Origin of the sequence: Stenotrophomonas sp. NPDC078853 (genome assembly GCF_044901215.1) — a bacterium.
GTDB classification, from domain to species: domain Bacteria; phylum Pseudomonadota; class Gammaproteobacteria; order Xanthomonadales; family Xanthomonadaceae; genus Stenotrophomonas; species Stenotrophomonas lacuserhaii.
Map to the genome: position 1 here is coordinate 86,474 of NZ_JBJDOQ010000016.1, position 24,450 is coordinate 110,923.

The window sequence follows — 24,450 nt, forward strand, 5'->3', positions numbered from 1 at the left end:
TCTAAATCGACGAACAGGCATCGGGCCGACCTCCCGCGACGCGGGCCTGTCGGCTCGGATCCCGATCTGCCAACGCCCGCCAAGGAGCCCGTGAACGTGACCTTCCGACGTTGTTTTCCCCTGCGTGCCTTCACGCCCATCGCCTCGCTGGCGTGCGTGATCGCGTTGTCTGCCGCGCCCGCCCTGCAGGCCGCGCCGGCCGCGCTGGAGCGCGAAGTGAACACCTTCATCGGCAGCAAGGATGATGGCAACACCTTCCCGGGCGCCTCGGCGCCGTTCGGCCTGATCCAGGTCAGCCCGATCGGCAGCCATTACGCCGGCTGGCGCTACGACGACGAAAAAATCCGCGGCTTCGGCCATTCGTTCCTGTCCGGTGCGGGCTGCTGGGAGCAGGGCGGTCAGGTCTCGGTGCTGCCGGTCACCGGCACCATCGGGGCAGGCGGCGATTTCGATACGTCCAACCCCAAGGCTTTCGACCACAAGGCCTATGCGTCCACCTATGAGCATGCCGGTGAAGTCGGCCAGGCCGGCTACTACCGCGTGCGCTTGACTGGCTACGGCGGCATCGATGCCGAAGCCACCGCGCGCACCCGCGCCGCCGCCGAACGCTACACCTTCGCCGCCGGACAGAAAGAAGGCCACGTGCTGGTGAATGTCGGACAGGCCAACGAACGCCATTCGGTGATCGGCAGCGTGGTCGACGTGGTCGGCGACCGCGTGGTGGAAGGCAAGCTGGTCACCAAGAGTTTCTGCGGTGGCCATCAGTACACGACGTGGTTCCGGATCGAGTTCGACCGTCCGTTCACCGCACACGGGGTGTGGGGCGAAGAGCGCGGCCTGCCCGGCGCGCGCCACAGCATGCAAGGCGAGGCCAAGCCGAATGGTGCCTGGCTGACCTTCGACATGGCGCAGGGCCGCGCCGTCACCGCGGTCAGTGCGATCTCGCACGTGGATGCCGAAGGTGCGCGCACCAACCTGCGCAGCGATGGCATGCAGGGCGGCAAGCTGCTCGGCTTCGATGGCATGCGCCGCCTGGCGCAGGACGCCTGGCGCGAAGAACTGTCGACGGTGAAGCTCGACGGGGGCAGCAAGGACGACCGCACGGTGCTGTATACCGCGCTGTACCACGCGCTCCTGCAACCGTTGACGGGCAGCGATGCCGACGGCCGCTATCGTGGCTACGACGATGCGATCCATCGTGCCGACGGCTGGACGTACTACGAGTATTTCTCGCTGTGGGATACCTATCGCGCGCAGAACCAGTGGCTGGCGCTGACCCGCCCGCAGGTGGCGCGTGACATTGGCCGCACGCTGCTGGCCATCGATGCACAGGGGGGATGGCTGCCGCGCTGGGGCTATGCCAACTTCGAAACCAACATCATGACCGGCGATCCGGTCACGCCGTTCATGGCCGACCTGTGGCGCTTCGGCGCGCTGGAAGGCCGCGAGCAGGAAGCCTGGTCGGCGCTGCGCCGCAATGCGTTCGACGTGCCGCCGTTGAACTCCCGCGCGGCAGGTCGCTCGGGCAACCCGTCCTACCTGGACAAGGGCTACGTGGTGTATGACCGCGCGTTCCCATCCAAGGGCATGGACGTGGACCCGCACCATGGCGGTTCGGCGACGCTTGAATACGCCTTGGCCGACTGTGCGCTGGCGCAGATGGCCGATGGCCTGGGCCATGCCGCCGACGCGGCGACCCTGCGTGCCCGTGGGCGTAACTGGCGCAACGTGTGGGATGTGTCGGTCCGCGATGACGAGACCGGTTTCACCGGCTTCCCGCGTCCGCGCACCGACGGTGGCCAGTGGTATGCGCCGTCCGACGGCCACTACAGCCCGCGCTCGCACCATGGTTTCCATGAAGGCACCGCCTGGCAGTACCAGTGGCTGGCGCAGCAGGACGTACCGGGCCTGGTGGAGGCGATGCATGGCCGCGAGCAGGCCGGCAAGCGCCTGGATGCGTTCTTCGCGATGGATGCGCTGCTGGCCGATCCGCTGCAGGCCGCGCGCAAGGAATGGGTGGTGGGCCCTTACAGCTATTACAACCAGTACCGCTACAACCCCAACAACGAACCGGACCTGCATGCGCCGTGGATGTACACGCTGATCGGCCAGCCGTGGAAGACCGCCACCGTGGTCCGCGCAGCGCAGCAGTTGTTCACCAACGCCCCGAACGGGGTGACCGGCAACGATGACCTGGGCACGATGTCGGCCTGGTACCTGTTCAGTGCGCTGGGCCTGTATCCGGCGGTGCCCGGCAGTGGTGAGTTCCTGCTGCACGCGCCGCGCTTTGCCAAGGTGGATGTGGCGCTGGGCAACGGCCGCACGCTGAAACTGCGCGCCCCCGGCGCGGACGGTCGCACGCTGCAGTACGTGCAGGGCGTGGAAGTGGATGGCGCCGCGCAGTCCGCGGTGTGGCTGGACTGGGAAGCGCTGCGCGCTGGCCCGACCCTGCAGTGGTCGCTCGGCACGCAGGCGCCGGAACAGGGCTGGGGCACGGCGGTCAATGACCTGCCGGTCTCGTTCTGCGCCGCACCCGGCAGCGTCCTGAAGTGAGGCATTCGGCCGCCCGTGCTGCGCATGACCGTGCACGCGCGGCTGGGGCCGTTATGATTCAGGTACCTATCCAGAGCTCAGGGTCCATTACAGGATGAATGACGCCACCGGCAGCAAGGGGCCGCGCAAAAGCGGCGACCGCGCGGTCACCGTGACCGACATCGCACGCGCGATCGGCGTGTCACGGGCGACCGTGTCGCTGGTGCTGCGTGGCAGCCCGCTGGTGAACGTGGATACGCGCGCCAAGGTGGAGGCCGAACTGCGCCGCCAGCGCTATGTGTACAACCGCGCGGCGGCCAACCTGCGCCGGCGCACATCCTCCAGCGTGGCGCTGGTGATCAACGACCTGTCCAACCCGTTCTTCGCCGAGTTCGCCGCCGGCGTCGACGAAGCACTGGGCGACCAGGGCTACGTGACCCTGCTCGGCAGCACCGGCGAATCACCACAGCGCCAGCAGGCGGTGCTGGGCACGCTGATGGAGCACACCCCGGCCGGATTGATCCTGTCACCGGCCGAAGGCAGCGATACCGCGCAGGTGCGCCAGGCGCTGGGCCCGACCGCCAACGTGCTGTTGTTCAACCGTGCACTGGCCGGCGCTGACTGGGATTTCCTTGCGCTGGACAACCAGCAGGGGGCCTATCTGGCGACCCGCCACCTGATCGAACGCGGTCACCGCGAAATCGCCTTCTTCGGTGGCCACGCCGATTCCAGTTCCTGCGAACAACGCCGTGCCGGCTACCAGCAGGCACTGGGCGAGGCCGGCCTGTCGGTCACGCCGCAGTGGCTGATCGAATCGGCGCCGAACCGCCTGGAAGCCGCGCGGCGGGTCGACGAACTGTTCGTCGGTGGTGGGCGGCCCAGTGCGGCGGTCTGCTACAACGATACCGTCGCGCTGGGGCTGATGCTGGGCCTGACCTCGCGCGGGATCCGTCCCGGCGGCGACTTCGCCGTCACCGGTTTCGATGACATTCCCGAAGCGGCCGTCGCCGTGCCGCCGTTGACAACCCTCACCGTTGATCCGCGGGCGCGCGGACGCCAGGCCGCCGAGCTGCTGCTGCAGCGTGTGCAGACCCCGGATGCGCCGCCGCAGCGTACCGTTGCCCCCGTGCAGCTGCGCATACGCGAAAGCAGCGCCGCCCGCCCGAACTGATTCCCCTTCCTCATTCAACCTACGCGCACCGAGGCGCGAACCCGCATGCCGATTTCATCAACGCCCCGTTTGAACACCACGCCCGGGCAAGGCGCACCACCGGTCAACACCCGCATGGCGCTGGGCGTGGCCACCACCATCTTCTTCATGTGGGGCTTCCTGACCTGCCTCAATGACATCCTCATTCCACACCTGAAGGCGGTGTTCGAACTGAATTACGCGCGCGCGATGCTGGTGCAGTTCACCTTCTTCGGCGCCTACTTCCTGATGTCCCTGCCGGCCGGTCGGCTGGTGGCCCACCTGGGGTACAAGAAAGGCATCGTGGCCGGCCTGTTGATCGCCGGCGTCGGCGCGCTGGGCTTCTGGCCCGCCGCCGAGCTGCGCGAGTACAGCGCCTTCCTGGGCGCGCTGTTCGTCCTGGCCACCGGCATCACCGTGCTGCAGGTGGCCGCCAACCCGTACGTGGCGCTGCTGGGGCCGGTGGAAACCAGTTCCAGCCGCTTGACCCTCGCCCAGGCACTGAACTCGCTGGGTACGGCGATCGCGCCGATCTTCGGCGGACTGTTGATCCTCGGCAACACGGTCAAGAGTGCCGATGAGATCAACGCGCTGTCGGTGGCCGAACAGGCCGCTTACCGTGCAGCCGAGGCGCAGTCGGTGCAGGGCCCCTACATCGGCCTGGCGATCGCCCTGGCGCTGCTGGCGCTGTTCGTTTACCTGTTCCGCCTGCCGACGCTGAGCGAGAGCACCGAGAAGGTCGATGATGGCCCTCAGCAGAGCTACGGCGCGGCCCTGCGCCACCGCCACCTGCTGTTCGCGGTGCTGGGCATCTTCTTCTACGTGGGTGCCGAAGTCTCCATCGGCAGTTTCCTGGTCAACTACCTGTCGATGCCCACCATCGGTGGCTTCACCGAACAGCAGGCCACCCATTACGTGTCCGCCTACTGGACGATGGCGATGATCGGTCGCTTCGCCGGCTCGGCGCTGCTGACCCGCTATTCGCCGCGGCACATGCTGGCCCTGTTCGCCGGCATCAACGTCGTGCTGCTGGGTGCCACGATGGCCAGTTCGGGCCAGGTCGCGCTGTACTCGGTGGTGGCCATCGGCCTGTTCAATTCCATCATGTTCCCGACCATCTTCGCGCTCGGCATCGAACGCCTGGGCCCACTGACCAACAAGGCCTCCAGCCTGTTGATCATGGCCATCGTCGGTGGCGCGCTGGTGCCGTACCTGCAGGGCGTGCTGGCCGACCACATCGGTCTGCAGCCGAGCTTCATCCTGCCGCTGCTGTGCTATGGCTACGTCATCTTCTTCGGTCTGGTGGGCGCCCGCCTGCCGGCTGCCACGACCCGCGGAGGCTGATGCAGATGGGCACCATTGTCTGTTTCGGCGAGATTTTGATCGATCTATTAGCGCAGCCACCGGCCTCGCCGGCCGAGCCGCGCGCGTTCCTGCAATACGCCGGTGGCGCGCCGGCCAACGTCGCGGTGGCTGCCGCGCGGCTGGGCGTGGATACCCAGTTCGTGGGCATGCTGGGACGGGACATGTTCGGCGATTTCCTCGCCGACAGCCTGCAGCAGCACGGCGTGGGCATCGACTACATCGCGCGTACCGATGCGGCCAAGACGGCGCTGGCATTCGTCGCGCTGGATCCGCATGGCGAGCGCAGTTTCAGCTTCTACCGGCCGCCGGCGGCGGACCTGCTGTTCCGCGCCGAGCATTTCCAGGCAGCCTGCTTTGCGCAGGCACGCTGCTTCCACGTCTGTTCCAACAGCCTGACCGAAGCGGCCATCGCGCAGGCGACGTTCGAGGGCATGCAGCGTGCGCGCGCGGCCGGTGCACTGGTCAGCCTGGACCTCAACCTGCGCCCGGCCCTGTGGCCGGCCGACGCCGATCCGCTGCCGACGCTGTGGCAGGCGCTGGCGCTGGCAGACGTGGTCAAGCTGTCGCGCGAAGAGCTGGATTTCCTTGCCGCACCGCTGGGCGACGACGGCGCCGCGCAGGTCCTGCAACGGCTGTTTGCCGCGCAGGCGCGCTGGGTGGTGGTCACCGATGGCGCCGCCGCACTGCGCTGGTACACGCGCAGCGCGCAGGGCCGGGCCACCAGCTTCCGTGTGGCCACCGTGGACAGCACCGCTGCGGGCGATGCCTTCGTCGGCGGCCTGCTGACCGCGCTGATCGAGCGCGGCGTGGATGCCGCCAGCCTGCCGGCGTTCTGCAGCGATGAAGCCGCCATGCGCGAGGTGCTTCGCTTTGGCGCTGCGGTGGGGGCGCTGGCGGTGACCCGCAAGGGCGCATTCGCGGCCATGCCCTCGCGCGATGAAGTCAACGAACTGCTGCTGCAAACCGAGGAATCGCACTGATGACCCAGACTCCGGACTTCCGTTCGCCGGCTTTCCTGCGCGGCCACATCGCCCACACGATGGCGTTCTACCATCCGCGTTGCATCGATCCGAACGGTGGCTTCTTCCATTACTTCCGTGACGACGGCAGCGTCTACGATGCAGGGCATCGCCATCTGGTGAGCAGCACGCGTTTCGTCTTCGACTACGCCATGGCCTACCGCGAGTTCGGTGATGCCGCTTATCTGGACGGGGTCAAGCATGGCGTGCGCTATCTGCGCGAGGTGCATCGCAACCCGGCCACCGGCGGCTATGCCTGGACGCTGCGCGATGGCGTGGTGGAAGACGCTACCAACCACTGCTACGGCGTCGCCTTCGTGCTGCTGGCGTACAGCTGCGCGCTGAAGGCGGGCATCGAAGAAGCGCGTGGCTGGATGGAGGAGACCTGGCAGCTGCTGGAAACGCGGTTCCATGAGCCGGCGCACGGTCTGTACCGTGACGAAGCCGATGCGCAGTGGAACTTCAGCGGTTACCGCGGGCAGAACGCCAACATGCACATGTGCGAGGCGATGCTGGCCGCGTTCGAGAGCAGCGGCGAGCAGCGCTACCTGGATCGCGCGCTGCAGCTGGCCGACATCATGACCCGGCGGCAAGCCGCCAAGGCAGACGGGCTGGTGTGGGAGCACTACGACAGCGAGTGGAACATCGACTGGAACTACAACCTGGATGATCCCAAGCACCTGTTCCGTCCGTGGGGCTTCCAGCCGGGTCACCAGACCGAGTGGGCCAAGCTGTTGCTGATCCTGGATCGCCATGTACAGGCGGACTGGCTGGTGCCGATGGCGCGCCATCTGTTCGACGTGGCGGTGGAACGCAGCTGGGACAACGAGCGCGGTGGGTTGTATTACGGCTTCGCGCCGGATGGCAGCGTCTGCGACGACGACAAGTATTTCTGGGTGCAGGCGGAGTCGCTGGCGACCGCAGCGGTGCTGGCACAGCGCACGGGTGATGCGGTGTACTGGGAGTGGTACGACCGTTTGTGGGCGTATGCGTGGGAGCACTTCGTGGACCATGAGTACGGTGCGTGGTTCCGCATCCTGGATGCGGACAACCGCAAGTACAGCGATGAGAAGAGCCCGGCCGGGAAGGTGGATTACCACACGATGGGCGCGTGCCATGAGGTGTTGAACGTGGTGCGTTCCGGAGCCGGAGCTGCGGCGCCTGTTTGATTCCGGGTAGCGGCGGCGGGGAGGCCTGCGCAGGACACCCCGCAAGTACGTCCCTGTAGGCTCGTTTCCGCCCGTGCGGGGCGCCAACGGTCCTGCGCGGGCCTCCCCGCCGCCGCTCAGCCGGGTTCCCGCGTGCGCGGCGGGTTCAGAGCCGGACACGTTCGGTGTGGGGCTTTCCAGGCGGGATCATTGTTGCGACGGGGTGTTCGGATGCGGATCTGGAATGCGTGGGTGCGGTTCGGTGCGGTAGTGCTGGCGTGTCTGTTGCCGGTGCTGGCACAGGCCGGTGTGCTGCAGGCACGCTGGGAGTTCCGGCTGCTGCCGGGTGGGGCGCAGGTGGCCGTGCATCCGGAAGCGGCAGGCTGGGGCGCAGCGCAGGTGCCGGGCAGTGTGCATACCGACCTGCTGGCCGCCGGCTTGATCCGCGACCCGTATGTCGGTGCGCCGGAAGCGCAGCTGCAGTGGATCGGGCTGGCGGATTGGGAATATCGCGCTGGCTTCGATGTGGATCCGGCGACGCTGGCGCGGCCACACGCCGAGCTGGTGTTCGAAGGGCTCGATACCTTCGCCGAAGTGGAACTCAACGGCCAGCCGTTGCTGCGCGCAGACAACGCGCACCGGACGTGGAAGGCGCGCGTCGACGGTCGCTTGCAGTCGCGGGGCAACGTGCTGCGCATCGTCTTCCGTTCGCCGATCACCCGGTTGCTGCCGGCCGTGCAGGCGATGCCGCACAAGATCGCGGGCAACTATCCCTCGCCTTATGGCGACGAGCCGCGCGATGCGATGGTCGGCAACTTCGTGCGCAAGCCGGCCTACCATTTCGGTTGGGACTGGGGGCCGCGCTATGTCACCGCAGGCGTGTGGAGGCCCGTACGGCTGGAGGCGTGGGGCGCACAACGGGTGACCGACCTGGCCATGCGCACCGAGGCGCTGGATGCAAACCTCGCCGCGCTGACCGCCCTGGTCGAGGTCGAACATGCCGGCGCCGACGCGACGTTGCCACTGCGGCTGGAGGTGCGCGATCCGGACGGCAAGGCTGTGGTGCGGATAGTTCGCGATGTCCGGGTGAAGGCGGGAAGGCAGACGCTGCAGGTGCCGTGGCAGGTCCCGAAGCCGCGTCGCTGGTGGCCGGCCGGGCAGGGCGCGCAGGACCGCTACAGCGTGCAGGTCACGCTGGGTGCGGGCGACGACCCGGCACTGCAGGCCAGCCGACGGATCGGCCTGCGCAGCGTGGAGCTGCGGCGCGACAAGGATGCCCAGGGTGGCCAGGGCTTCGCCTTCGTGATCAACGGGCGCGAGGTGTTCGCCAAAGGGGCCAACGTGATCCCCTTCGATGCGTTCCCCGCACGCGTGGATACCGCCCGCCTGCGCACCATCCTCACCGCCGCACGCGATGCCAACATGAACATGCTGCGCAACTGGGGCGGCGGTTACTACGAAGACGAGGCGTACTTCGAGCTGGCAGACGAGCTCGGGCTGATGGTGTGGCAGGACTTCATGTTCGGCGGCGGCATGCAGCCGGGGTTCGATCCGGCGTTCCGGCAGAGCGTGGTCGCCGAGGCCCGCGACAACGTACGGCGGCTGCGCCACCACCCCAGCATCGTGCTGTGGTGTGGCAACAACGAAGAAGAAACGGCTTGGAAGGATTGGGGGCATGGCCGCGATCTTGGGAAGGCCGACCCTGCGTTCGCCGCCCGCGTGTGGCAGGGCTACGTGGACCTGTTCGGGCATGACCTGCGCGCGGTCGTGGCCGAACAGGGCCTGGGTGTCCCGTACTGGTCCAGCTCGCCCAGCAACGACCTGGATGACAAGGCCAACGACTCCACCCGCGGTGACAAGCATTACTGGCAGGTGTGGGGAAATCCGGCATTGCCGGTCAGCGCCTACCTGAAAGAAACGCCGCGCTTCATGTCCGAGTATGGCCTGCAGTCCTGGCCGTCGCAGGCCATGGTCGACCGCTTCGCCACGCGTGCCGAGCAGCGCATCGACAGTCCGGTGATCCAGGCGCACCAGAAATTCATGGCCGGGCAGGGCAACGAACGGCTGCTGCATTACATCCGGCTCGGCTATGGCGAGCCGGCTGATTTCCCCGCGTTCCTGTACCTGTCCCAGGTGATGCAGGCTGAAGGCATCCAGCTGGCTGCACTGCACCACCGGGCATCGCGTCCCTACACCATGGGTTCGCTGTACTGGCAGCTCAATGATGTGTGGCCGGGTGCGTCGTGGTCGGGAATGGACCACGACGGCAACTGGAAGGGGCTACATTTCCAGGCACGTCGCTTCTTCGCCGACCTTGCCGTCGCGGCGCTGCGCGATGACGGGATGACCCGTGTGAGCCTGCTCAACGATACTGCGCAGCCTCACCCAGTGCGCTGGCGGCTGCGGGTGATGGACCTGCAGGGGCAGGTGCTGGGTACGCAGGAACAGGCGGTGGTGCTGGCGCCGGGATCAGCGACCGAGGTCGGGCGTTTCAGCGATGCGCGCCTGCTGGGTGGGGCGGATCCGGCGCGCACGATTGCGGTGGTGGAACTGCTGCAGGACCAGCGGCTGCTGTCGCGGCAGGTGGTCGGCTTCGTCGAGGCGCGCGATCAGGCGTTGCAGCCCGGCCAGCTGCAGGCAAGCCTGCAGGGCGAGGGCGATGCGCTCGAAGTGGTGCTGCAGGCACGCGGGCTGGTGCGCGCGGCATGGATCGGATTCGGGGCAAACGAAGCGGTGCTGGAGGACAACCTGCTGGACCTGCTGCCGGGCGAGCGCCGGGTGCTGCGTGTGCGCTCGGCCAGTGACGCCCGGACGCTGCGCGCGGCACTGCGCGTGCAGACCCTGGGCGACGTGTTGGAAGGGAGTCGGTAGCGCCGAGCCATGCTCGGCGGCTGTGCGCGGGAAGGGCCCCGCCGAGCACGGCTCGGCGCTACCAGGGCTTGGCCGCGCGGCTCGCTCAGAGCATGATCTGCGGCCGTGCGCGGGAGGGCCCCACCGAGCACGGCTCGGCGCTACCAGGGCTTGGCCGCGCGGCTCGCTCAGAGCGTGATCTGCTGGAAATTCTCCACCCGTTCATGGCCGTGCGTGGCCTCGCCGCTGCGCGGCAGCGGGTAGTCGTCCAGGCGGTCCAGCAGGCGGGTCTGCAGGCCGGCTTCGCGCGCCGCATCGAGTTCTTCCACCACGTCGGACAGGAACACGATCCCAGCGGCGGGAACACCGATGGCCGCCACGATACGGCGGTAGCTGTCCGCCTCGCGCTTGCCGCCGATTTCGGTATCGAACCAGCCGGAGACCAGCGCCGTCAGGTCACCGGCTTCGCTGAAGCCGAAGAACTGCTTCTGTGCCGGCACCGAGCCGGAGGAGTACACGTACAGCGGCAGCCCTGCGGCATGCCAGCCCTTCAGCACCGCGGCGACTTCCGGATAGAAGTGCGCCTTGTAGTCACCGTTGCGGTAACCGGATTCCCAGATCATGCCCTGCAGCGCCTTCAGCGCCGTGTGCTTGCGATCCTGGTCGATCCAGCCCTGCAGCGTTTCTGCCACCACGCTGTCCTGGCAGGCGCCACCGATCTCGGTGGCCACCGCATCCAGCCAGCGCCGGACCTGCGGCTCGTTGCCATGGGCGGCGATGAAGCCGGGCAGCGCCTGGCGTGCATACGGGAACAGCACGTTCTTGACGAACGAGATGCTGCTGGTGGTGCCTTCGATATCGGTGAGGATGACGCGCGGCTGCATGGATCTTCAGGCCTGGGTAGGGACGTAACGGGGGAACTTCTGCGCGATGTCGGTGCCGGTGAAATGACCGACCCAGCCATCGGCTTCAGTAAAGAAGCGGATCGCCACGAAGCTCGGTTCATCGCCCATGTCGAACCAATGGTTGACGCTGTCCGGCACGGCGATCAGGTCGTCCTTCACGCACTCGATCTCGTAGACCTTGTCGCCCACGTGCAGGGTGAACAGGCCGGAGCCTGCGACGAAGAAGCGGACTTCGTCTTCCTTGTGGAAATGCTCGTCGAGGAACTTCTTCCGCAGTTCGGCACGGTTCGGGTTGTCCGGCGCGATCGATGCGACATCCACGCTCTTGAACCCGCGTTCGGCGACCAGCCGGTCGATGTCGGTGCGGTAAGCGGCGAACACCTCTTCCTGGCTGGCGCCCGGTGCGACCGGCTGGCTGGCCTGCCAGCGCTCGAAGGTGACGCCGATCTTCTGCAGTTCGGCAGCGATCAGCGCGCCGTCCTGGGAGTCCAGCAACGGGGCGTCGGGGGCGGTGTCGTTGTAGATGCGCAGTCGGCTCATGGCGGCAGCTTGGACGTCGGGGGGGCGGGTAGGGTAGCAGCGTGGCGCGGCGGGGTCAGATTTCCATCGGCCATCTGAGCGCTCCGGATTCAGCCTCGCAGGCGGCGCAGTTCCAGTTCACAGTGGAACAGGAACTCGAACGCCTCCAGGTGGCGGCGTGCTTCGGCCATGTCGCGGCCCCAGGCGTACAGGCCGTGGCCGTCGATCAGGTAGCCCCACAGGCACTGCGTATCCAGCAGCGCGTCGACCTGGGCGGCCAGCACGTCCATGTCCTGCGTGTTGGCGAACACCGGCACGTCGATGGCCATCTCATGGGTGCTGTTGCCGGCGAAGGCCTTCAGCAGCTCGTAGCCTTCCAGCCGGATGTGGCCCTGGGGTGCGTACAGCCGCGAGGCGATGGTCTGCACCGGAGAATGGGTGTGCAGCACGCAGCCGACTTCGGGGAAGCGGCGATACAGCTGGGTATGCAGCAGCGTTTCGGCAGACGGGCGCAGCGGCCGGCCGACGGCCTTGCCGTCGAAGTCCACCACCATGATGTCGTCTTCGATCAGGCGGCCCTTGTCACGGCCGGACACGGTGATCGCCGCATGCTGGTCATCCAGCCGATGCGAGAAGTTGCTGCTGGTCGCGGGCGTCCAGCCGGCCTGGGCCAGCTCGCGGATGTTGTCGATCAGCAGCTGCGCCAGTTCGCTCAGGCGCTGGCTGTCATACGGAAAAAGGGGCGCGTTCATGCGCCCCATTCTATCCGGTCCCGCCGGGCAGGGCGCGTGCCTGCCCCGGCAGTGACGGCCGCTGGCCGTCAGCTCATTCCGTTGGCGGGTGACGGCCGCTGGCCGTCAGCTCATTCCGTTGGCGGGTGACGACCGTTGGTCGTCACGCTGTCGCTTGCCGCTGCGCTCGCCGAGCATGCCCCGGCGCTACCAACCCATGGCGTGGCGCTACCCGCTGCCTGTTACCGGCGCAGGCGGCTGTGGCGGAAGCCGTAACCGAAGTAGATCGCGAAACCGACCGCTGTCCACACGCCCATCAGCATCCAGTTGTGGAACGTCATGGCCGACAGCAGCGCCATGCAGCTCAGCACGCCCAGGCTGCAGACGAGCCAGGCACCGCGGATGCGGAACGGCCGCGGCAGGTCCGGCTGGGTGCGGCGCAGTACCAGCACGCCGGCGCACACCGCGGCGAAGGCGATCAGGGTGCCCATCGAGGTCAGCTCGCCCAGCACGTCCAACGGAAACAGCGCGGCCAGCAGGGCGATGCCGATGCCGGTGATCACCGTGTTGATGTGCGGAGTGCGGTACTTCGGGTGGATCTTGGTGAACAGGGGCGGCAACAGGCCGTCTCTGCCCATGATCATGAAGATGCGCGGCTGGCCGATGATCATCACCAGCACCACCGAGGACAGGCCGACCAGCGCACCGATTTCCACCACCACGCGCAGCCAGCCCAGGGACGGGTGGGCGGCCACCGCAGTCACCACCGGCTCATCGGTGCCCAGCAGCGTGTACGGCACCAGGCCGGTCATGACCGCCGCCATGGCGATGTACAGGATGGTGCAGATCACCAGCGAGAGCATCATGCCGATCGGCATGTCACGCTGCGGACGGTGCGATTCCTGGGCCGCCACCGAGACCGCCTCGAAGCCGATGTAGGCGAAGAACACCATCGCCGCACCGCGCAGCACGCCTTCCATGCCGAACTGGCCGGGGCCGGTGTTTTCAGGGATGAACGGCTGCCAGTTGGACGTGTCCACGTACTTCCAGCCCACCGCGATGACCAGCACGATCAGGCCGGTTTTCAGGATCACCATGGCCATGTTCATCGCCGAGGACTTGCGGATGCCGACGTAGCACAGCCAGGTCAGCAGCAGCACCAGGATCGCAGCGGGGATGTTGGCGATCGCTCCGGTGGGGCGCAGCTGGCCGTCCAGTGGCGCGCTGACCAGCGCGGCGGGCAGGTGGATGTCGAAATGGCTGAGCAGGCTGAGGAAGTAGCCGGTCCAGCTGACCGCCACCGCCGAGGCGGAGACGCCGTATTCCAGCACCAGCATCCAGCCGATGAACCACGCCGCCAGCTCACCGAAGGTGGCATAGGTGTAGCTGTAGGCACTGCCGGAAACCGGCACCATCGCGGCGAATTCGGCGTAGGCCAGCGCGCAGAAACCGCAACAGATGGCGGCCAGCACGAAGGACAGCATGATCGCCGGCCCGGCATGGTTGGCGGCGGCCTGGCCGGTGATGACGAAGATGCCGCCGCCGATCACCGCGCCGATGCCCAGTGCGGTCAGGCCCCAGGGCCCCAGCGTACGGGTGAGGCTGAGGCCGTTGGCATCATCGTGGGCGGCGTGCGGGTGCTTGGTGGCCCACAGTTGCTTGAGCATGGGTGTGTGTTCTTGTGGGTGCGTGCAGGCAACCGGTGCCTGCGGAATGTGCCGGTATCAAAGCAGACGGGCCGGCGAGGGCCGACCCGTCAATGTATCAGGAGGACTTGGCCAGCTTGCTGTTGCGCATGCCGTAGCCGAAGTAGATCAACAGCCCCAGCACGGTCCAGCCGACGAACAGGTGCCAGTGTTCGCGGAAGGCCATGGCGAACAGGGTAAGGCACGCCAGCGCACCCAGCGGACAGATCAGCCAGGCCATCGGCACGCGGAACGGACGCACCAGTTCCGGACGGGTGTAGCGCAGCACCAGCACGCCGACGCAGACCGTGGCGAAGGCCAGCAGGGTGCCCATCGACACCAGTTCACCGAGCACGTTCAGCGGCATCATGCCGGCCAGTGCCGCGGCGATGACACCGACGATGATGGTGGCCACGTACGGTGTCTTGAAGCGCGCATGGACCTTGCCCAGGAAGCCCGGCAGCAGGCCGTCGCGGGAAATCGTGTAGGCGATGCGGGTCTGGCCCATCATCATCACCAGGATCACCGAGGACAGGCCAGCGATGGCGCCGATCTCCACGGCGGTTTTCAGCCATGCCAGCTGCGGATAGGCTTCCAGCGCGGTGGCGACCGGCTTGGCGGTTCCCAGCTGCTGGTAAGGCAGCAGGCCGGTCAGCACCAGGCATACGATCACGTAGATGACGGTGCAGACGGCCAGCGAGCCGAGCAGGCCGATCGGCATGTTGCGTTGTGGGTCCTTGGTCTCGCCGGCGGCGGTGGACACCGCATCGAAGCCGATGAAGGCGAAGAACACGATCGAGCCGGCGCGCAGTACGCCACTCCAGCCGAACTCACCGAAGGTGCCGGTGTTCTCCGGGATGAAGGGTTGCCAGTTGGCGGTGTCGATGTGCGAGGCGCCAAAGCCGATGAAGAGGCAGATCACGCTGACCTTGATGGCGACGATGATGCCGTTGACGAAGGACGACTCGGAAATGCCCACGTACAGCAGCCCGGTCATCACCGCCACGATCAACACCGCCGGCAGGTTGAACAGCTGCCCCGAGGAGACGAACCGGCCGCCTTCCCAGGCGATGGGCGCCGAGCTGAGGGCGGCCGGGAAGGGCATGTCCAGCGTAGTGGTCACGAAGCTCAGCAGATAGGCCGACCAGGCAACGGCAACCGACGCGGAGGCAAACAGGTACTCCAGCACCAGGCACCAGCCGATGAACCAGGCCATGCCTTCGCCCAGCGTGGCATAGGAATAGGAATAGGCACTGCCGGATACCGGCATCATCGCGGCGAACTCGGCATAGCACAGGCCGGCCAGTGCGCAGGCCAGGCCAGCGGCCACGAAGGACAGGGTGACGGCGGGGCCGGCATGGAACGCCGCGGCCTGGCCGGTCATCACGAAGATGCCCGCACCGATCACCGCGCCGATGCCGAGCAGGATCAGGTGTTTTGCCGTGAGCGTCCGTTTCAGGGTGGCTTCGCCGTCCAGGCGGCCTTCGATGGGTTCGCCAGCGTCAACGTGCCCGGCTGGCTCAACCGGTTTGACCCTCAACAGAGCTTTCAGCATGCGGTACTTCCCTAAGTGGTCGTTGATTGGCCGGCGATGCGTTGCCGCCGGCGCGTATGGTTGGTGAAGGCCATGCGAATGGCTCGCTGTACCTTAGCCAAAGCTGAAGGTGATGCACAAGCCGCATGTGCAATATTTTCTGGCGATAATGGCCGATACTTTTGCTGAACGCGTGCCGGACATGTCGGAAACTGTCGCAACCCTTGCCCTGCTTGACGATGCGTTGCGTCAACTGCTTCGCCGATACGCGCTTGAAGTGCCTGTGCAGGTCGCATTGGCTGACGAATTCAGCACACTTCTCGATGATCCGCTGGATCCGTTTTTTCGCGAGCGGCTGCAAGGCCATTTCACCGGAAGCGCGTGGCTGGTCAGCGCCGACGGGCAACGGGTTCTACTGACCCACCACCGCAAGCTGGACCGATGGCTGCAGCTGGGTGGGCATGCCGATGGCGATCACGACCTGGCGCGGGTGGCCTTCAATGAAGCCGAGGAAGAATCCGGGCTGTCCGGGCTGTCACTGGACGATCCGGCGATCTTCGACCTGGACAAGCATTGGATCCCGGAGCGTCACGACGTGCCGGGGCATTGGCACTACGACGTGCGTTTCGTGATCCGCGCGGGCGCTTCGGAAGCCTTCGCGATCAGCGAAGAGTCGCTGGCGCTGGCCTGGCGCGACATCGCCCCGATCGCCGCCGACCCGCAGGCGGATGAATCACTGCGGCGGATGGCCCGCCGCTGGCTGAGCCGCGGGTAGCGCCGAGCCGTGCTCGGCGAACGCTATCCGGTCGCGCCGGCAAAGAGCCGCCGAGCATGGTTCGGCGCTACCGATCCGCTGGTCAGCTGTACAGCACGCGGGTGCGCAGGGTACCGGGGATGGCGGCCAGTTCATCGCGTACCGCGCCGGCCTGCTCCACGCTGGCGGTGATGTCGATCACCACGTAGCCCACCTTCGCGTCGGTGCGCAGGAACTGGCCGTCGATGTTGACGTTGTGGCGCGAGAAGATTTCGTTGACCTTGGACAGCACGCCCGGCACGTTGCGGTGGATGTGCAGCAGGCGCAGGCTGCCGTCGTGCTCGGGCAGGGTGACTTCGGGGAAATTGACCGCGGTCAGCGTGCTGCCGTTGTCGCTGTAGCGGACCAGCTTGGCCGCCACTTCGATGCCGATGTTGTCCTGCGCTTCCAGCGTGCTGCCGCCCACGTGCGGGGTCAGGATCACGTTGTCGTGCGCGGTCAGCGGGGAGTCGAAGAGGTCGCCGTTGCCCTTGGGTTCCACCGGGAACACGTCCAGTGCCGCACCGCCGATGTGCCCGGAGCTGAGCGCTGCATCCAGCGCCGCGATGTCGACGATCGTGCCGCGCGCGGCGTTGATCACATGCGCGCCGCGGCGCATCTTCGCCAGTTCGGCCGCGCCGATCATCCACTGCGTGGCGGGGGTCTCCGGCACGTGCAGGGTGATGATGTCCGAGCGTTCCAGCAAGTCGTCCAGGCTGATCGCGGCGCGCGCGTTGCCCAGCGCCAGCTTGGCTTCCACGTCGTGGAAGATCACCTGCAGGCCCAGTGATTCGGCCAGTACGCCGACCTGGGTGCCGATATGGCCGTAGCCGATGATGCCCAGCGTCTTGCCGCGGACTTCGTGGCTGCCGGCAGCCGATTTGGACCAGCCGCCGCGGTGGCATTCGGCGTTCTTCTGCGGGATGCCGCGGGTCAGCATGATGGCTTCGGCGATCACCAGTTCGGCCACGCTGCGCGTGTTGGAGTAGGGCGCGTTGAACACCGGGATGCCGGCCAGTTCAGCCGCGTCCAGGTCGACCTGGTTGGTGCCGATGCAGAAGCAGCCCACGGCGATCACGCGCTTGGCCTCGGCCAGCACCTCGGCCGACAGCTGGCTGCGCGAGCGGATGCCGACGATGTGGGCTTCGGCGATGCGCGCCTTCAGCTCGTCTTCGGGCAGCGCTTTGGTATGCAGTTCGATCTGGCTGTAGCCGGCCGCAGTGAACACGTCCACGGCGGTCTGGCTGACCCCCTCCAGCAACAACACGCGGATATCCTGCTTGGGGTAGGAGGTCTTCTTGGGCGACATGGGACGGCACGGCCAGTGGGACAAGGGCTGATCACTATGCCAGATGCGGCTGCCCATGGTGCACTGCGGAATTGGTTGCAGACGTAGCCATTGCTGATCGCGCGCAGGGCTGGACGCTGGGCGGCGGCACTGGCACGCTTTCCCGTTCTGCCTGTGTCTGCCTGGACTGCCATGACCGATCCCCGCGTTGCCTCCCTCCAGCAGGCCGTTCCCGACCTGCGCCTGAAGACCGACGCGGCCGATCTGGAGCATTACGGGCGCGATTGGACCCGGCGCTGGACCCCGGCACCATTGGCCATCGCGCTGCCGGCCAGCGTGGAAGAGGTGCAGGCGGTGATGCGCTGGAGTGCTGCCCACGGCGTGGCGGTGGTGCCGTCGGGCGGACGTACCGGCCTGTCCGGTGGTGCGGTGGCGGCCAACGGCGAACTGGTGCTGAGCCTTGAGCGCATGAACAAGGCGCTGGGTTACGACGCGGTGGACCGGACCCTGGTGGTGCAGGCGGGCATGCCGCTGGAGGCGCTGCACAACGCGGCGCTGGAGCACGGGCTCATCTACCCGGTGGATTTCGCTGCGCGCGGGTCCTGCTCGATCGGCGGCAACATCGCCACCAATGCCGGCGGTATCCGGGTGATCCGCTACGGCAATACCCGCGAGTGGATTGCCGGGCTTAAGGTTGTCACCGCTGACGGTGAGCTGCTGGAGCTCAACAAGGGCCTGATCAAGAACTCCAGCGGGTATGACTTCCGCCAGCTGCTGATCGGCTCGGAGGGTACGCTGGGGGTGATCGTGGAAGCCACGGTGAAGCTGACCGATCCGCCGCCGGCCAGCAACGTGATGCTGCTCGCCGTGCCCAGCTTCGAGGTGCTGATGCAGGTGTTCGCTGCGTTCCGTGCGCGGCTGCAGCTGCAGGCGTTCGAGTTCTTCACCGCCCAGGCACTGAAGCACGTGCTGGCGCATGGCGCGCAGGCGCCGTTCGACCAGGTCCATCCGTATTACGTGGTGACCGAATTCGCCGCCGGTGACGAGGCGCAGGAAGCCGCGGCGATGGCGGCGTTCGAAGACTGCATGGGTAATGGCTGGGTCAGCGACGGGGTGATCAGTGCCAGTGACGCCCAGGCCGCGCAGTTGTGGCGCCTGCGCGAGGGCATCACCGAGGCGGTCGCGCGTTACAAGCCGTACAAGAACGACGTGTCGGTGCGGATTTCGGCGATGCCGGCGTTCCTCGCCGAAACCCAGGCGCTGATCACCCAGGCTTACCCGCAGTTCGACGTCGTGTGGTTCGGCCACATCGGCGATGGCAACCTGCACATCAACGTGCTCAAGCCCGATGACACCGGCGATGCGGAGTTCCTGCAGCAGTGCGAGCAGGTGACCAAGCTGCTGGCGCAGGTGCTGGCACGCTTCGATGGCAGCATCTCCGCCGAGCACGGCATCGGGCTGGTCAAGAAAGCCTACCTGGACAGCACCCGCGGGCCGGCCGAAATCGGCTTGATGAAGGCGGTCAAGCGCGCGTTTGATCCGCAAGCCCGGCTGAATCCCGGCAAGGTCTTTGATCTCTGAGCTGCCGTTTGCGTCATGGGTCGGGTACGCTCTGCACGTACCCTTCACGAGCAAAACCATGATCTCCCGACTGCCTTCGCTGCTGGTTCCCGTTGCCCTGTCCCTGTTGGTGCTGCCACTGGCTGCGGGTGCGTCCAGTTTCGCCGGAACTTCGGCGGGCTCGGCCTCCGGTGCGTCGTCCAATTCGTCGGGCAGCAGCTCCGGCGATGACAAGGTGATCCTGGCTGCGCGCGATGATGCGGCCGCCTTTGTTGCCAGCGATGGCCAGATCCGTGGCGCCCGCCTGCAGGCGGCGCTGGTCCACCTGCGCGAGCAGGATGCGGCGGCCCGCGCAACCAGCGACTTCGCGCTGGCCCAGGCGTTGCTCGCGCGCTGATGCCGATGCGCCGCCGCGCGTGGTTGGCGTGGTGGCTGCTGTGCGTGGCACCGGCCACGCTGGCGTTCGAGCTGGCGCCTGACCTGCACGGGCTGGACGCCGGCGAACGCGCTCGCGCCGAGCGCGCCGTGGATGCCGTGGCCCAGCGCCTGCCTGGCACGCTGCGCGCGGCGCTGCCACCGCAGGTGCCGGTGCGCTGGGTGGACACGCTGCCCGCGCATGTTGCCGGCCGCGCATTCGCCGGCGACATCCAGCTGCAGCGCTCTCTGCTTGGTGGTCATGAAGACGCGGCTGGCCGCGTGCTGCAGGCCGCGCTGATCCATGAACTGGTGCACGTGGCTGATCGCGGGCAGGCCGGTGGATGGTCGGGCCAGGCGCGCTTCCGCGAACTGGCCGGATGGCAGCGCCGTCCCTGGAAACTGGGGCGCAGCCCGAATCGTTTCAGTGACCGCAGTCCGGACGACTACGAGCGCGAGAGCGCGGCCGAATACCTGGCGGTCAATGCGGAACACTGGCTGATGGATGCGGACTTCGGCTGCCGCCGTCCGGCCCTGGCGAGCTGGTTTTCCGCGACGCTGGGCCCGGCGCCACGGCAGGCGGACTGTGATGCCGGCGTGCCGCTGCTTCAGGCCGGTGCGGAGGAAGGCCTGGTTGAACTGGCGCGATTGGATCCGGCACGCGTTTATGCGGTGGATTACCTGTTCGCCGAGAGCGGCGACGTACCGATGAGCCGCTGGGGCCACAGCATGCTGCGGTTGGTGATCTGCCGCGAGGGGCGCGCACCGGGGCCCGACTGCCGGCTGGACCTGGACCAGCACCGGGTGCTGTCGTTCCGTGCGTTTGTCGGCGATGTTGAACTGTCCAGCTGGCGTGGCCTGACCGGGGGCTACCCCTCACGCCTGTTCGTGCTGCCGCTGCAGCAGGTGGTGGATGAGTACACCAAGGTGGAACTGCGCGGCCTTGCCTCGCTGCCGCTGCAGCTTTCCGCGCAGGAGATCGCCGGCCTGCTCGAGCGCAGCGCGCAGGTGCATTGGAGCTACGACGGCCGCTATTACTTCATCGGCAACAACTGCGCGGTGGAGACTGCCAAGCTGCTGCAGGCGGGCGTGCCTGCGCTGCAGGAGGCCGGCATCGAACGCATCAGCCCACGGGGTCTCCGGCGCAGGCTGGCGCGGCTGGGCAGGCTGGATGAAAGCGTGCTGCATGACCGCGCCGCGGCGATCCGCCAAGGCTACTACTTCGAATCGAGCGACCAGCACTACGACCTGCTGTTCGCTGCGGCGCGCGACGAACTGGTGCTGCCGGCGCGTGACGCGCAGGCATGGCTGAAGCTGGACGCCGCAACGCGTGCGCCGTGGCTGCAACGCGGCGGGCTGCGCGCCACTGCCGGCCTGCTGCTGCTGGAACAGGCCGCGTCCGCACGCGCCGAGCTGCGTGCGCGCGACACGTTGAAGCGTGCCCTGCTGGCAGAGCGTGACAGCGATGGGGCGCGGCAGTTGCAGGGGTTGCTGGAGCAGGCGGGGCAATGGCTGCAGCCCGGCGCGTTGCTGGGTGGGCCGGGGTATGGACTGCCGCAGGCCGATGAACTCGCCGCGTTGCAGCCCCGGCTGCTGGCGGCATCGACGCAGGCACCGCAGGCGTGGAAGCAGTTGCGACAGCAGATGCGCGCGCAGCTGCCAGTGCAGCAGCGGCAGGAGCTGGACACGTTGGATGCCAACCTGATGGCGCTTCGGACGCATCTGCGTGCGCAGGCCGCTGCGCCTGCTCCGGCAGGAATCTGAACGCCACGAACGGCGTTTCCCGTGGCGTTGACGGTGCGGATGTTAGCGTGGTGTGCTGTTGAACGACGGAGAGGAGCGCACATGCGTCCATCTTTTTTCCTGCTGCCCACCGTGCTGGTGGTTGCCCTGGCGGTCGCCTGCCAGCCTGCGGCGGACCCAGCGCCAAACGGCGGGGCCGCCGCTGCTGGGCCTTCCGGCGCGCCGGCGGCGGTTGTTGCTCCGGCCGCTGAGGGGCGTGCTTCCGACGCCTTCCGCGCGACCGGCAACGAGCCAGGCTGGTTGGCCGAAGTCGCCGCAGGTGGCGGTTCGGCGCTACGCGTGGAAGTGGATTACGGCCAGACACAGTACGAGGTGGCTGCCCCCACGCATGGCCCGGATGGCTGGGCCGGCGCGGCTGCCGATGGCACGCCGATCAAGTTGAGCGTGCAGCGGGTGCCGTGCCAGGACGATATGAGTGGCAAGACCTTCGATGCGAAGGTGATGCTGACCGTGGGCACGCGCCAGCTGCACGGCTGCGGGAGTTTCAGCGCGGCGCAGTGAGCTGAGAGCCAGAGCCAGAGCCACCGCTGCAGGGCTGCGGGTGGGCGGGACGGGGTGGCTGTGCAGGACACGCCGTGAATCCGTCCGTGGAGGCTCGCTTTTCGCATCCATGCGAAAAGACGGTCCTGCACAGCCACCCCGTCCCACCTTCGACAGGTCCAGGGTGGCCATGCAACCTGCAACCGCTTTTTTCTCCCCCACCTGCGGCTGGCGGCACCGGAAACTGTCCCGTGCAGCCCACCCGCCCGGCCCAGTCCACGCACGCCACCGCGAATAAACCTATCCCGATACTCAGTCGGCGCGGCCGCCGAATTCGCCGGTGGTGGTGTTGACCAGCACGCGTTCGCCGTTGGCGATGTACTCCGGCACCATGATTTCCAGGCCGGTGCTCAGCTTGGCCGGCTTCGGACGCTTGGTGGCGGTGCCGCCCTTCATCTCCGGCGGGGTCTCGACCACTTCCAGCACGACGCTGGTCGGCAGCTGGATCGCCACCGGCTGGTCGTCGATCACCTGCACGTAGATGCCAGCCAGGCCATCGGTGATGTAGCCGGCGTCATCGCCGATCACGTCCGCATCCAGGGTGTAGGGGGTGTAATCCTCGTCGTCCATGAACACGAACGCTTCTCCATCCTTGTACGAGTAGGTCGACAGGCGGCGCAGCAGTTCCACTTCCGGCAGGTTGTCGTCGGAATCGAAGCTGGCGTCGAGCTTGTTGCCGCCCGGCACGCTGTACATGATGAAACGGAAGCGGACATTGCCGCCGCGGCCCTGCGGCGAGCTGCGTTCGATGTCGCGGATCTGGTACACGCCGTTGTTGTACTCGACGACGTTGCCCTTCTTGATATCGCTGGCTTTCATGGTGGTGTAGGTCGGTTGGGGGAGGGCGCCGTCCCGGCGCCCGGGGGAATCACTTCGGAGCGAGCCGGGTGGCGCCGTCCAGGCGGATGGTCTCGCCGTTGATATAGGTGTTGCCGAGAATGTAAGCGACCAGGCTGGCAAAGTCTTCCGGCTTGCCCAGCCGCGATGGGAACGGGATGGAGGCGGCCAGCGATTCCTGCACGGCCGGCGGCATGCCATCGACCATCGGCGTCCAGAACACGCCGGGGGCGATGGTGTTGACGCGGATGCCGAAGCGCGAGAGTTCGCGGGCCATCGGCAGGGTCATCGAGACCACGCCGCCCTTGGAGGCGGCATACGCGGCCTGCCCGATCTGCCCTTCATAGGCGGCGATGCTGGCGGTGTTGATGATCACTCCGCGCTCGCCGTCCGGACCGGCGTCGTTGTGCTGGATGCGGTTGGCCGCGGCCTTGGCGAGGTTGAAGCTGCCGACCAGGTTGACCATCACCGTGCCCTGGAAACCGGCCAGCGGCATCGGGCCTTCCTTGCCCAGCACGCGGCCGGCGCCGAGGATGCCGGCGCAGTTCACTGCCACGTTGAGTCCGCCTAGGAAGGCGTGGGCCTGTTCGATGGCTTCAGCCACGGCGGCCTCGTCGCTGACGTTGACCTGCTGGTAGGACGCGTTCGCCTGTCCCAAGGCGGCGATGGCGGCGGCGCCTTTTTCATCATTGAGGTCGAACAGGGCGACCTTGCCGCCGTGGGCGACGAGATGTTCGGCCACGGCCAGGCCGAGGCCGGAAACACCACCGGTGATGACGGCACGTACGTTGGACAACTGCATTGCACGGTCCTGCTGGTTCAAGAGCCCGCGATTCTAGCGGATGGCGCGTGGCGGGCCGTTGTGCAGTGCGTTGGGTGGGGTGTATGGATGCCGGGCTTGCAGCCCGGCGCCTGCTTTTCTGGAGCAACGGCAAGGGCAACGGCAACGTCAAAAGCCGCAGGGCTGTGGGTTGGCGGGGCGGGGTGGGTTTGCGGGGGACGGCAAAGACTGCATCCATGCGGGCCTTGTTTCGCGCCATCCATGGCGCTCAACACCCCCGCCAACCCACCCCGCCCCACCTTCGACAGGTTCATGGTGGCCATGGGTCGGCGCTACCGCTTTTCTTCTTTCTCCCATCGCGGTGGCGGCGCACGGAAGCTGTCTGGGGTCGGGCGGGTGGGCTGCGGGGGACCGTCGTGAGGCAGGAGCCGAACGCGAGCCTACAGGGACGTACTTGCGGCGTGTCCCCTGCAGCCCACCCGCCCGGCCCAGCCAGGAGATCACGGCTTTGCCCCACCACCGCAAAAAAACCTACTTCAACTTCCTCACGAATTCTTCCGGCGTCAGCCCCGGCGCGAACAGGAAACCCTGGCCGATCTGGAGCAACGGCAACGGCAACGGCAACGGCAAAAGCCGCAGGGCTGTGTGTTGGCGGGGCGGGGTGGCTGTGCAGGACACGCCGTGAACCCGTCCATGGGGGCTCGCTTTTCGCATCCATGCGAAAAGACGGTCCTGCACAGCCACCCCGCCCGACCTTCGACAGGTTCATGGTGGCCATGGGTCGGCGCTACCGCTTTTCTTCTTCCTCCCATCGCGGTGGCGGCGCACGGAGACTGTCAGGGGTCGGGCGGGTGGGCTGCGGGGGACCGTCGTGAGGCAGGAGCCGAACGCGAGCCTACAGGGACGTACTTGCGGCGTGTCCCCTGCAGGGCCCCCCCCCCCCCCCCCCCCGCGAGA

Annotated in this window: 19 protein-coding genes; 11 read left to right on the forward strand and 8 right to left on the reverse strand. The window is 67.2% G+C overall.

The window, feature by feature from the left end:
* Positions 1 to 156 precede the first annotated feature (156 nt).
* The 6 genes from ACI2JH_RS15635 to ACI2JH_RS15660 all read left to right on the forward strand — a co-directional run bounded on the left by ACI2JH_RS15635 (position 157) and on the right by ACI2JH_RS15660 (position 10,124).
* Positions 157 to 2,553: a GH92 family glycosyl hydrolase gene (locus ACI2JH_RS15635; RefSeq protein WP_319278493.1), complete on the forward strand. Its 2,397-nt coding sequence runs from the start codon at positions 157 to 159 to the stop codon at positions 2,551 to 2,553.
* A 94-nt stretch (positions 2,554 to 2,647) separates the two neighbouring features.
* Positions 2,648 to 3,703 (forward strand): LacI family DNA-binding transcriptional regulator, encoded by a 1,056-nt coding sequence (locus tag ACI2JH_RS15640; RefSeq protein WP_101100538.1) that lies wholly within the window; start codon positions 2,648 to 2,650, stop codon positions 3,701 to 3,703.
* 45 nt (positions 3,704 to 3,748) lie between these two features.
* Entirely contained in the window at positions 3,749 to 5,065 is a 1,317-nt protein-coding gene (locus ACI2JH_RS15645) for a sugar MFS transporter (protein ID WP_101100537.1), read from the forward strand.
* 5 nt (positions 5,066 to 5,070) lie between these two features.
* Positions 5,071 to 6,066 carry a carbohydrate kinase gene (locus ACI2JH_RS15650; RefSeq protein ID WP_404736655.1) on the forward strand — a complete coding sequence of 332 codons (996 nt, stop codon included), beginning with the start codon at positions 5,071 to 5,073 and terminating at the stop codon, positions 6,064 to 6,066.
* Positions 6,066 to 7,274, forward strand: coding sequence for an AGE family epimerase/isomerase (locus ACI2JH_RS15655; protein ID WP_182656794.1), 1,209 nt, complete (start codon positions 6,066 to 6,068; stop codon positions 7,272 to 7,274). Before ACI2JH_RS15650 ends, ACI2JH_RS15655 begins: the two co-directional genes overlap by 1 nt.
* Before the next feature lie 210 nt (positions 7,275 to 7,484).
* Positions 7,485 to 10,124, forward strand: a complete 2,640-nt coding sequence (locus ACI2JH_RS15660) for a glycosyl hydrolase 2 galactose-binding domain-containing protein (RefSeq protein ID WP_404736646.1) — start codon at positions 7,485 to 7,487, stop codon at positions 10,122 to 10,124.
* Between the two features lie 167 nt (positions 10,125 to 10,291).
* Here ACI2JH_RS15660 and mtnC read toward each other — a convergent pair whose 3' ends face one another.
* The 5 genes from mtnC to ACI2JH_RS15685 all read right to left on the reverse strand — a co-directional run bounded on the left by mtnC (position 10,292) and on the right by ACI2JH_RS15685 (position 15,498).
* A complete protein-coding gene (gene mtnC, locus ACI2JH_RS15665) occupies positions 10,292 to 10,987 on the reverse strand; it encodes an acireductone synthase (protein WP_101100534.1) in 696 nt (231 codons plus the stop codon).
* A gap of 6 nt (positions 10,988 to 10,993) precedes the next feature.
* The gene (locus ACI2JH_RS15670; RefSeq protein ID WP_182656796.1) at positions 10,994 to 11,548 is read right to left on the reverse strand and encodes an acireductone dioxygenase; all 555 of its coding nucleotides are present in this window, start codon (positions 11,546 to 11,548) and stop codon (positions 10,994 to 10,996) included.
* An 89-nt stretch (positions 11,549 to 11,637) separates the two neighbouring features.
* Positions 11,638 to 12,279: a methylthioribulose 1-phosphate dehydratase gene (locus ACI2JH_RS15675; protein WP_319278477.1), complete on the reverse strand. Its 642-nt coding sequence runs from the start codon at positions 12,277 to 12,279 to the stop codon at positions 11,638 to 11,640.
* A gap of 221 nt (positions 12,280 to 12,500) precedes the next feature.
* A complete protein-coding gene (locus ACI2JH_RS15680; protein WP_404736647.1) occupies positions 12,501 to 13,925 on the reverse strand; it encodes an amino acid permease in 1,425 nt (474 codons plus the stop codon).
* Positions 13,926 to 14,022: 97 nt separating this feature from the next.
* On the reverse strand, positions 14,023 to 15,498 hold the full coding sequence (locus ACI2JH_RS15685) for an amino acid permease (protein ID WP_404736648.1): 1,476 nt from the start codon (positions 15,496 to 15,498) through the stop codon (positions 14,023 to 14,025).
* A 181-nt stretch (positions 15,499 to 15,679) separates the two neighbouring features.
* Here ACI2JH_RS15685 and ACI2JH_RS15690 point away from each other — a divergent pair, with 181 nt between their 5' ends.
* On the forward strand, positions 15,680 to 16,252 hold the full coding sequence (locus ACI2JH_RS15690; RefSeq protein WP_404736656.1) for an NUDIX hydrolase: 573 nt from the start codon (positions 15,680 to 15,682) through the stop codon (positions 16,250 to 16,252).
* An 82-nt stretch (positions 16,253 to 16,334) separates the two neighbouring features.
* On the opposite strand, the gene serA is transcribed toward ACI2JH_RS15690, so the two are convergent.
* Positions 16,335 to 17,579, reverse strand: a complete 1,245-nt coding sequence (serA, locus tag ACI2JH_RS15695) for a phosphoglycerate dehydrogenase (protein ID WP_349998955.1) — start codon at positions 17,577 to 17,579, stop codon at positions 16,335 to 16,337.
* 171 nt (positions 17,580 to 17,750) lie between these two features.
* Between serA and ACI2JH_RS15700 the strand changes: the two genes are divergently transcribed.
* From ACI2JH_RS15700 to ACI2JH_RS15715, 4 genes are all read left to right on the forward strand, one after another.
* Positions 17,751 to 19,139: an FAD-binding oxidoreductase gene (locus tag ACI2JH_RS15700; RefSeq protein WP_404736649.1), complete on the forward strand. Its 1,389-nt coding sequence runs from the start codon at positions 17,751 to 17,753 to the stop codon at positions 19,137 to 19,139.
* A gap of 58 nt (positions 19,140 to 19,197) precedes the next feature.
* The gene (locus tag ACI2JH_RS15705; protein ID WP_404736650.1) at positions 19,198 to 19,515 is read left to right on the forward strand and encodes a DUF2388 domain-containing protein; all 318 of its coding nucleotides are present in this window, start codon (positions 19,198 to 19,200) and stop codon (positions 19,513 to 19,515) included.
* A 5-nt stretch (positions 19,516 to 19,520) separates the two neighbouring features.
* Positions 19,521 to 21,296 carry a DUF4105 domain-containing protein gene (locus ACI2JH_RS15710; protein WP_404736657.1) on the forward strand — a complete coding sequence of 592 codons (1,776 nt, stop codon included), beginning with the start codon at positions 19,521 to 19,523 and terminating at the stop codon, positions 21,294 to 21,296.
* 81 nt (positions 21,297 to 21,377) lie between these two features.
* Complete coding sequence (locus ACI2JH_RS15715) at positions 21,378 to 21,836, forward strand: hypothetical protein (RefSeq protein WP_404736651.1); 459 nt, start codon at positions 21,378 to 21,380, stop codon at positions 21,834 to 21,836.
* A 291-nt stretch (positions 21,837 to 22,127) separates the two neighbouring features.
* Here the strand turns inward: ACI2JH_RS15715 and yeiP are convergent, their stop codons facing one another.
* Both yeiP and ACI2JH_RS15725 read right to left on the reverse strand, forming a co-directional pair.
* A complete protein-coding gene (yeiP, locus tag ACI2JH_RS15720) occupies positions 22,128 to 22,694 on the reverse strand; it encodes an elongation factor P-like protein YeiP (RefSeq protein WP_057508927.1) in 567 nt (188 codons plus the stop codon).
* A gap of 49 nt (positions 22,695 to 22,743) precedes the next feature.
* Positions 22,744 to 23,514 (reverse strand): SDR family oxidoreductase, encoded by a 771-nt coding sequence (locus tag ACI2JH_RS15725; protein ID WP_182656804.1) that lies wholly within the window; start codon positions 23,512 to 23,514, stop codon positions 22,744 to 22,746.
* Between the last annotated feature and the right edge of the window lie 936 nt (positions 23,515 to 24,450).

Excerpts from the sequence above, each read along its gene's own strand:
- ACI2JH_RS15700 (WP_404736649.1), top strand. The coding sequence starts at position 17,751 with ATGACCGATCCCCGCGTTGCCTCCCTCCAGCAGGCCGTTCCCGACCTG.
- ACI2JH_RS15715 (WP_404736651.1), top strand. The coding sequence starts at position 21,378 with ATGCGTCCATCTTTTTTCCTGCTGCCCACCGTGCTGGTGGTTGCCCTG.
- ACI2JH_RS15650 (WP_404736655.1), top strand. The coding sequence starts at position 5,071 with ATGGGCACCATTGTCTGTTTCGGCGAGATTTTGATCGATCTATTAGCG.
- ACI2JH_RS15680 (WP_404736647.1), bottom strand. The coding sequence starts at position 13,925 with ATGCTCAAGCAACTGTGGGCCACCAAGCACCCGCACGCCGCCCACGAT.
- ACI2JH_RS15725 (WP_182656804.1), bottom strand. The coding sequence starts at position 23,514 with ATGCAGTTGTCCAACGTACGTGCCGTCATCACCGGTGGTGTTTCCGGC.
- mtnC (WP_101100534.1), bottom strand. The coding sequence starts at position 10,987 with ATGCAGCCGCGCGTCATCCTCACCGATATCGAAGGCACCACCAGCAGC.
- serA (WP_349998955.1), bottom strand. The coding sequence starts at position 17,579 with ATGTCGCCCAAGAAGACCTCCTACCCCAAGCAGGATATCCGCGTGTTG.
- ACI2JH_RS15710 (WP_404736657.1), top strand. The coding sequence starts at position 19,521 with ATGCGCCGCCGCGCGTGGTTGGCGTGGTGGCTGCTGTGCGTGGCACCG.
- ACI2JH_RS15690 (WP_404736656.1), top strand. The coding sequence starts at position 15,680 with ATGTCGGAAACTGTCGCAACCCTTGCCCTGCTTGACGATGCGTTGCGT.
- ACI2JH_RS15655 (WP_182656794.1), top strand. The coding sequence starts at position 6,066 with ATGACCCAGACTCCGGACTTCCGTTCGCCGGCTTTCCTGCGCGGCCAC.
- yeiP (WP_057508927.1), bottom strand. The coding sequence starts at position 22,694 with ATGAAAGCCAGCGATATCAAGAAGGGCAACGTCGTCGAGTACAACAAC.
- ACI2JH_RS15640 (WP_101100538.1), top strand. The coding sequence starts at position 2,648 with ATGAATGACGCCACCGGCAGCAAGGGGCCGCGCAAAAGCGGCGACCGC.
- ACI2JH_RS15705 (WP_404736650.1), top strand. The coding sequence starts at position 19,198 with ATGATCTCCCGACTGCCTTCGCTGCTGGTTCCCGTTGCCCTGTCCCTG.
- ACI2JH_RS15645 (WP_101100537.1), top strand. The coding sequence starts at position 3,749 with ATGCCGATTTCATCAACGCCCCGTTTGAACACCACGCCCGGGCAAGGC.
- ACI2JH_RS15660 (WP_404736646.1), top strand. The coding sequence starts at position 7,485 with ATGCGGATCTGGAATGCGTGGGTGCGGTTCGGTGCGGTAGTGCTGGCG.
- ACI2JH_RS15670 (WP_182656796.1), bottom strand. The coding sequence starts at position 11,548 with ATGAGCCGACTGCGCATCTACAACGACACCGCCCCCGACGCCCCGTTG.
- ACI2JH_RS15675 (WP_319278477.1), bottom strand. The coding sequence starts at position 12,279 with ATGAACGCGCCCCTTTTTCCGTATGACAGCCAGCGCCTGAGCGAACTG.
- ACI2JH_RS15685 (WP_404736648.1), bottom strand. The coding sequence starts at position 15,498 with ATGCTGAAAGCTCTGTTGAGGGTCAAACCGGTTGAGCCAGCCGGGCAC.